This window comes from Streptococcus danieliae (assembly GCF_009767945.1).
In the GTDB taxonomy this organism is placed as follows: Bacteria; Bacillota; Bacilli; order Lactobacillales; family Streptococcaceae; genus Streptococcus; species Streptococcus danieliae.
In genome coordinates this window covers 1-7,247 of the sequence record NZ_WSRS01000086.1, presented here as the reverse complement: position 1 = coordinate 7,247, position 7,247 = coordinate 1, and the positions used below count along the sequence as shown (strand labels likewise).

General features: G+C 45.2%; 8 protein-coding genes and 1 pseudogene. All 9 read left to right on the top strand.

The window, feature by feature from the left end; genetic code table 11:
• The coding region (locus E5983_RS07925; protein WP_160332058.1) for a transposase at positions 1 to 186 on the top strand (186 nt) is incomplete at its 5' end.
• A 161-nt stretch (positions 187 to 347) separates the two neighbouring features.
• Positions 348 to 1,688: a DEAD/DEAH box helicase gene (locus E5983_RS07920; protein ID WP_160333324.1), complete on the top strand. Its 1,341-nt coding sequence runs from the start codon at positions 348 to 350 to the stop codon at positions 1,686 to 1,688.
• Positions 1,689 to 1,705: 17 nt separating this feature from the next.
• Positions 1,706 to 2,464, top strand: coding sequence for an amino acid ABC transporter permease (locus E5983_RS07915; RefSeq protein ID WP_160333323.1), 759 nt, complete (start codon positions 1,706 to 1,708; stop codon positions 2,462 to 2,464).
• Between the two features lie 10 nt (positions 2,465 to 2,474).
• Entirely contained in the window at positions 2,475 to 3,221 is a 747-nt protein-coding gene (locus E5983_RS07910) for an amino acid ABC transporter ATP-binding protein (RefSeq protein ID WP_160333322.1), read from the top strand.
• Between the two features lie 2 nt (positions 3,222 to 3,223).
• Positions 3,224 to 3,427, top strand: coding sequence for a DUF4059 family protein (locus tag E5983_RS07905; protein ID WP_160333321.1), 204 nt, complete (start codon positions 3,224 to 3,226; stop codon positions 3,425 to 3,427).
• A 71-nt stretch (positions 3,428 to 3,498) separates the two neighbouring features.
• Positions 3,499 to 4,410, top strand: a complete 912-nt coding sequence (trxB, locus tag E5983_RS07900; protein ID WP_160333320.1) for a thioredoxin-disulfide reductase — start codon at positions 3,499 to 3,501, stop codon at positions 4,408 to 4,410.
• Positions 4,411 to 4,525: 115 nt separating this feature from the next.
• Positions 4,526 to 5,986, top strand: coding sequence for a nicotinate phosphoribosyltransferase (locus E5983_RS07895; protein ID WP_160333319.1), 1,461 nt, complete (start codon positions 4,526 to 4,528; stop codon positions 5,984 to 5,986).
• Positions 5,983 to 6,807: an ammonia-dependent NAD(+) synthetase gene (gene nadE, locus E5983_RS07890; RefSeq protein WP_160333318.1), complete on the top strand. Its 825-nt coding sequence runs from the start codon at positions 5,983 to 5,985 to the stop codon at positions 6,805 to 6,807. The genes E5983_RS07895 and nadE overlap by 4 nt, the downstream gene beginning before the upstream one ends.
• Before the next feature lie 346 nt (positions 6,808 to 7,153).
• Positions 7,154 to 7,247, top strand: a pseudogene (locus E5983_RS07885) (IS66 family transposase zinc-finger binding domain-containing protein); the annotation flags it as partial.

Sequence of the window (7,247 nt, the reverse complement as noted above, 5' to 3'; positions counted from 1 at the left end):
GCTTTTCTTTTGAAAAAGGAAGAAAGTATACGCTTGGCTTTATCGGTACCCTACAATAACGGTCTCGTTGAAGGAACCAATAATAAGATTAAGTTGTTGAAACGTTCTGCTTTCGGATTTCGAAAACATGAGCATCTATTTGCCAGAATTTACTGGATGCAGACTCCTGCTGTCCACTCTATCTAAAAATCCCTCCCCTCTAAGGAGGGGAGGAAGGAAGATTGTCTTTATTCTATATTGTCAGTTTTCAGGGATTCCACACAACTTGACAAAGAACCGGATTTTTCCAGCCTTTTTCTGATTTTCAATGTGGTATAATGGAAGGAAGTTAGAAAAGGAAGTGAAGCATGAAATTTACTGATTTTCAATTAAAGGACTTTCTGCAGCAAGCTTTGAAGGAAATCAATTTTTACCAACCGACTGAGGTTCAGGAACGGTTGATTCCGGTTGTCTTGGCTGGGAAGGATTTGGTGGGAGAATCTAAGACAGGTTCTGGTAAAACCCACACCTTTTTACTACCAATTTTTCAGCAATTAGAGGATAGTGATTATACTCAGGCTGTGATTACGGCGCCCAGTCGAGAACTGGCCGAACAAATCTATCAAGCCTGTAAGCAGCTGGCGAGCCACGCACCCTTCTCTGTTCGTTTAGCCAATTATGTGGGTGGGACTGATAAGGCGCGTCAAATTGAGCGTCTGGCTAAAAATCAGCCCCACCTTGTTATCGGGACGCCAGGTCGTATTTATGACTTGGTCGATAGTGGCGCTTTAGATATCCATAAAACAAGAACATTTGTTGTTGATGAGGCGGATATGACACTGGATATGGGCTTTTTAGAAACTGTCGATCGGATCGCTTCACGTTTGTCCAAAGAGGTTCAAATCTTGGTCTTTTCAGCGACCATTCCGCAAAAACTGCAACCCTTCCTGAAGAAGTATTTGCAACAACCTGTGATGGAGCAGATTGCAACCAAAACGGTGATTTCAGATACCATCGACAATTGGTTGGTGTCGACTAAGGGGCGCGACCGGAATGCCTTGATTTATCAGATGTCTCAAATGATGCAGCCTTACTTGGCGATGATTTTTGTCAATACCAAGGACCGAGCAGAGGAGCTTTATCTCTATTTGCAGCAACAAGGACTAAAAGTTGCGCGCATCCATGGAGATATCCCAGCCCGTGAACGAAAACGGACCATGAACCAGATTAAAAACCTGGACTATAGCTTTGTGGTAGCGACAGACCTTGCAGCCCGTGGGATTGATATTGAAGGAGTCAGTCATGTCATTAATGATGCGATTCCTCAGGATCTCTCCTTTTTCATCCATCGGGTTGGTCGGACTGGCCGGAATGGCTTGGATGGAACAGCCATCACCCTCTATTCGCCACAAGATGATTCAGCTATCCGTGATTTGGAAAAAATGGGTATCCGTTTTTTACCAAAAGAAATCAAGGATGGAGAATTTGTTGAAACCTATGACCGGGATCGTCGGGCACAACGAGAGAAAAAACGTGAAAAACTGGACACTGAAATGATCGGCTTGGTCAAAAAGAAGAAAAAGAACATTAAGCCGGGCTATAAGAAAAAAATTCAGTGGGCCGTTAATGAAAAACGAAGAAAAACCAAGAGGGCTGAACGCAGAGCCCAAGGCCGTGCAGAACGTAAGGCGAAGCGACAGACCTTTTAGGAAGTAAGAGGTAGTGTATGATTCCTAATCTAGGAGTAACTTTTTATGAAAATTTAATGAATAGTTTGCCAGATGGTCAATTGTTTAGTGTGCGGGCAGTTTTTGATGGACTACCACGGATTCTGGAACGGTTGCCCATTACTTTGGGGTTGACCTTGGCAGGTTCGATCTTTGGGTTGATGTTGGCGATTCTGTTTGCTCTGGTTAAAATTCGGCGGGTGCGAATTTTATACCCGATTCAAGCTGTTTTTGTCAGCTTTTTGCGTGGGACACCGATTTTGGTGCAGCTGATGTTGACCTACTACGGGATCCCGCTTCTTTTGAAGGCCTTGAATCAGAGCTTGGGAACAGCTTGGAATATTAATGCGATTCCGGCAGCTGTCTTTGCCATTGTAGCCTTTGCCTTTAACGAAGCAGCCTATGCCAGTGAGACCATCCGTGCAGCGATCTTAGCGGTGGATCCAGGTGAGGTGGAAGCAGCCCGCAGTTTGGGGATGACCGAAAGCCAAGTCTACCGTCGTGTGGTCTTCCCTAATGCAGCTATGATTGCCCTCCCAACCTTAATTAACAATTTGATTGGTCTGACCAAGGGTACCTCTCTAGCCTTTAATGCCGGGGTTGTGGAAATCTTTGCCCAGGCTCAAATTTTGGGTGGAACAGATTACCGTTACTTTGAACGTTTTATCTCTGTTTCTCTGGTTTACTGGGGTGTGAGCATCCTAGTTGAGCAGTTTGGACGCTGGTGGGAACGCCGCCTGGCGATTGGCGATGAATAGGAGGTCTCAGATGATTACGATTAAAGGATTGAGCAAAAAATTCGGAAAACAAGTCGTCTTGGACAAATTGGATGTGGAGATCCACCAGGGGGAAGTGATTGCCTTGATTGGTTCTTCAGGAGCTGGTAAGTCAACCTTTCTACGGAGCCTTAATTTTTTGGAAACCGCTGATGCCGGGACCATTCAAATTGGTGATAGCCTTTTAGATGTCAAAACTGCAGGCAAAGATGATATCCTGGATCTCCGCCAACGCCTGTCGATGGTTTTCCAGCAGTTTAACCTATTTTCCCGACGGACAGTTTTAGAAAATGTCATGGAGGGCTTGGTCCAGGTTAAGAAAATGCCGGTCCCCAAGGCTAAAGATTTAGCGCTTAAGGAGCTGACCAAGGTTGGTCTGGCTGATAAGGTGGACCAGTATCCCAAACAACTATCTGGGGGACAAAAACAACGGGTTGGTTTAGCCCGGGCTTTGGCCATGAAACCAAGTGTGCTCTTGCTGGATGAACCGACTTCTGCCTTGGATCCTGAGTTGGTTCGCGAAGTGGAAAAGGCAATTAGCCAGGCCGCCGAGGACGGGCAAACCATGATTTTGGTGAGTCACGATATGGCCTTTGTCGAGCAAGTAGCGGATCGCGTTTTATTCTTGGAAAAAGGAAAAATTATCGAAGAGGGAACTCCGGAGCAAATTTTCCACCATCCCAAGCAAGAGCGGACCAAGAACTTCTTGGCCAATTATCGTCGAGAAGAGGCGGTTTAAGGATGTTGGCGCAAATGCTGATGCTCTATTTTCAGAGCCTGTTGGTGACAAGTCTGCTGGTGCTTATTTTAGGTGTCTATTATTATTTTCAAGGCTTGTCTAAGGGAATTGAGAAACGAACAATGCGACATGAGGTCTTGATTGCTTCTTGTCTGGTGATTCCAATCTTTTCTTTTGCGGTTATGGCCCTCTTGATTGTCTTCTAGGTCGACTTTCTTGAAATAAAGCTCAGAGGGGTCTATAATGACAGTAGAAGAATTCTAAGGAGAAACTCTTTATGTACGATACAATTATTATTGGAGCTGGCCCAGCTGGAATGACAGCTGCCCTCTATGCAGCTCGTGGGAATCTCAAGGTTGCCCTTCTTGAGCGTGGGATTCCTGGTGGTCAGTTGAACAACACAGCTGATATTGAAAACTATCCAGGTTTTGCTAAGATTTCTGGTCCAGAGTTGGCAGACCACATGTTCCAACCCTTAGAAGGTTTTGGAGTAGAATACATTTTCGGGCTGGTGTCATCGGTTGAAGATCAGGGAGATCATAAGATTGTGCACACAGATTCAGGGGACTTCCAAGCGAAGACCGTTGTTGTGGCGACAGGATCAGCTCACCGCTCGCTAGGTGTTCCTGGTGAGGCAGAATACAACAGCCGAGGAGTTTCCTACTGTGCGGTCTGTGACGGAGCCTTCTTCCGCGATGAAGACATTTTAGTTGTTGGGGGCGGTGATTCAGCCGTTGAAGAAGCCCTTTTCTTAACGCAAATGGGTAAAAGTGTAACAATTGTTCACCGTCGTGACGAGCTTCGGGCCCAAAAGGTTCTCCAAGATCGTGCCTTTGCCAATGAAAAAATCCGCTTTATCTGGGATAGTGTCGTTAAGGAAATCAAAGGCGACGAGCGTAAAGTTCAAAGCGTTGTCTTAGAAAATGTCAAAACAGGTATGGTGACAGAAGAAGCCTTTGGAGCTGTCTTTATCTATGTCGGCTTGGATGCGGTGAGTGAATTTGTCAAAGACCTAGGAATCACAGATGAAAACGGCTGGATCCCTACCGATAAGGAAATGAAAACCAAGGTTAATGGCATCTATGCTGTTGGAGACATTCGTCAGAAGGATCTCCGTCAAATCACTACAGCTGTTGGTGATGGTGCCGTTGCTGGTCAACAAGTCTATAAATACATTTCAGAACAATAATTTAAAAGCTGGGCTAGTCCTGGCTTTTTTGCGGACCAAAAGTACCCTACAGAATCCTCTGTTTTCAACGTCTTTCGTATGGTATAATGGGACTAGTATTTTTGGAGGAGTTTTTATGTATCCAGATGATAGTTTGACCCTGCATACAGATTTGTATCAAATCAATATGATGCAAGTCTACTTTGAGCAAGGGATTCATCAGAAGCAATCTGTCTTTGAGTTGTATTTTCGAAAATTGCCCTTTAAAAATGGTTATGCCGTTTTTGCTGGCTTGGAGCGGGTTATCCAATATTTGGAGGAGTTGCGCTTTACAGAATCTGACCTAGCCTATCTTCGTGATCAAGGTTATGAAGAGGATTTTCTAGCTTATCTCGCCGATTTTCAATTGCAGATCACTGTTCGTTCGGTCCAAGAGGGGGATTTGGTTTTTGCCAATGAACCTTTGATGCAGATTGAGGGACCACTAGCTCAGTGTCAGTTAGTGGAAACAGCCCTGTTGAATATTATCAACTACCAAACCTTGATTGCGACCAAGGCTGCACGAATCAAATCCGTGATTGGGGATGAGCCGCTCTTGGAATTTGGAACTCGCCGGGCCCAGGAAATGGATGCAGCTATTTGGGGAACTCGAGCAGCCTTTATTGGAGGCGCCTCTGGGACCAGTAATGTCCGGGCTGGAAAACGTTTTGCCATTCCGGTGGCAGGGACCCATGCCCATTCGCTTGTCCAAGTCTACGGGAATGATTACCAGGCCTTTAAGGCTTATGCAAAAACGCATCGCAACTGCGTCTTCTTGGTCGACACTTATGATACGCTAAGACTTGGTGTGCCTGCGGCTATTCGTGTGGCCCAGGAGTTGGGAGATCAAATCAATTTCTTGGGTGTTCGGATTGATTCGGGCGATATTGCTTATATTTCTAAAAAAGTGCGCCAGCAACTGGATGATGCTGGATTTACAGAAGCAAAAATCTACGCATCGAACGATTTGGATGAGACAACGATTTTAAACCTTAAGATGCAAAAGGCTAAAATTGATGTCTGGGGAGTCGGGACCAAGTTAATTACAGCTTACGACCAGCCAGCTCTGGGCGCTGTTTATAAAATTGTGGCGATTGAAGATGAAACTGGCCATATGCGGGATACCATCAAGCTTTCCAGTAATGCTGAAAAAGTATCGACTCCTGGTAAAAAGCAAGTCTGGCGGATTACTAGTCGGGCCAAGGGGAAGTCTGAGGGAGACTATATTTCCTTTGCTGATCAGGACATTAATCAGCTGGAAGAATTGGATATGTTCCATCCGACTTACACCTATATCAACAAAAAGGTGCGAGACTTTGAGGGGATTCCAATGCTGATCCCAATCTATGATGAGGGACGTTTGATTTACCAGTCTCCAAGTCTAATGGAGATTCAGGAACATGCCCGGACAGCATTTGATAATCTTTGGGATGAATACAAGCGGGTCTTGAATCCTCAAGATTATCCGGTTGATTTGGCGCGTGATGTTTGGGAAAACAAGATGAATCTGATTGAACAAGTTCGTCGTCAGGCTTTAGAAGAAGGAGTGGACGCATGACCCTGCAAGAAACCATTATCCAAACGCTTGGAGTTCAGCCCGTCATTGATCCTCAAGCTGAAATTCGTCGGAGTCTGGATTTCCTGAAGGAATACCTATTGAAACACCCCTTTTTGAAGTCCTATGTTCTAGGGATTTCAGGTGGACAGGATTCGACCCTGGCTGGCCGTCTAGCCCAGCTAGCTGTCGAGGAACTACGTCAGGAGACAGGCGATGCCAATTATCAATTTATAGCGGTTCGTCTGCCCTATGGTCAGCAATTGGATGAGGCCGATGCTCAAGCTGCTTTAGACTTTATCCAAGCCGACCAGGTAGTCACTATTAATATTAAGCCAAGTGTCGATGCCCTTGTTGCCAGCTTAGAAGCAGCTGGCCAAGCGATTAGTGATTTTAACAAAGGGAATGTAAAAGCCAGAGCACGTATGCAGGTCCAATATGCCCTAGCAGCTGCCCATCAGGGAGCCGTTATCGGAACCGATCACGCAGCTGAGAATCTAACAGGCTTCTTTACCAAGTTTGGTGATGGAGCAGCAGATATTCTGCCCCTCTACCGTTTGCACAAGGGTCAGGGACGTCAGCTCTTACAAGCCTTAAAGGCCCCGGCTGCCCTCTATGAAAAAATACCGACAGCTGATTTAGAAGAAGAAAAGCCCCTTCTAGCGGACGAACAAGCCCTCGGCGTTTCCTACCAAGCGATTGATGATTACCTGGAAGGAAAAACCGTAGCCGTTCAAGACCAAGCTCGAATCGAAGAACTATGGTTTAAAGCAGAACACAAACGGCATTTACCGATTACTATTTTTGACGATTTTTGGAAATAATCCCTTATCCAGCCCTTGCCCGGTCTAGGACTAGACTCTCCTGATAGGATCAGGGGAGTTTTTTTGATACTTGGAAGGGGATTGGAGAGAAAAAAGGCTCTATAATTTCTGTAGTGTAATCGCCCAATAAAAAGGTGTCTTCCGATAAAGTAGAAATCTAGCTATACTAGTCTCAGAAAACATGAGTAGAGGAGGTTGGTTTAGTGGATGCGAATTTGTTTAGGACGATAAATCTTTGTGACCTCGGTCAGGTCTATTTGATAGCTGGAAAAACAGATATGAGACAGGGAATTGATTCCCTAGCCTATATCATTAAACAAAGATTTGAATTGGTACAGAATTGAAACGCCGAGAGTTGGTTTATATTCCTGCTCAACTTAAACGGCTTGATCATATCCAACATGCCTATAAATGCCAGACTTGTAGTGAGAAGTCAGATA

What these genes read in the sequence shown, in the direction of transcription:
- E5983_RS07920 (WP_160333324.1), top strand. Translation starts at nt 348, where the DNA reads ATGAAATTTACTGATTTTCAATTAAAGGACTTTCTGCAGCAAGCTTTG.
- E5983_RS07915 (WP_160333323.1), top strand. Translation starts at nt 1,706, where the DNA reads ATGATTCCTAATCTAGGAGTAACTTTTTATGAAAATTTAATGAATAGT.
- E5983_RS07910 (WP_160333322.1), top strand. Translation starts at nt 2,475, where the DNA reads ATGATTACGATTAAAGGATTGAGCAAAAAATTCGGAAAACAAGTCGTC.
- E5983_RS07905 (WP_160333321.1), top strand. Translation starts at nt 3,224, where the DNA reads ATGTTGGCGCAAATGCTGATGCTCTATTTTCAGAGCCTGTTGGTGACA.
- trxB (WP_160333320.1), top strand. Translation starts at nt 3,499, where the DNA reads ATGTACGATACAATTATTATTGGAGCTGGCCCAGCTGGAATGACAGCT.
- E5983_RS07895 (WP_160333319.1), top strand. Translation starts at nt 4,526, where the DNA reads ATGTATCCAGATGATAGTTTGACCCTGCATACAGATTTGTATCAAATC.
- nadE (WP_160333318.1), top strand. Translation starts at nt 5,983, where the DNA reads ATGACCCTGCAAGAAACCATTATCCAAACGCTTGGAGTTCAGCCCGTC.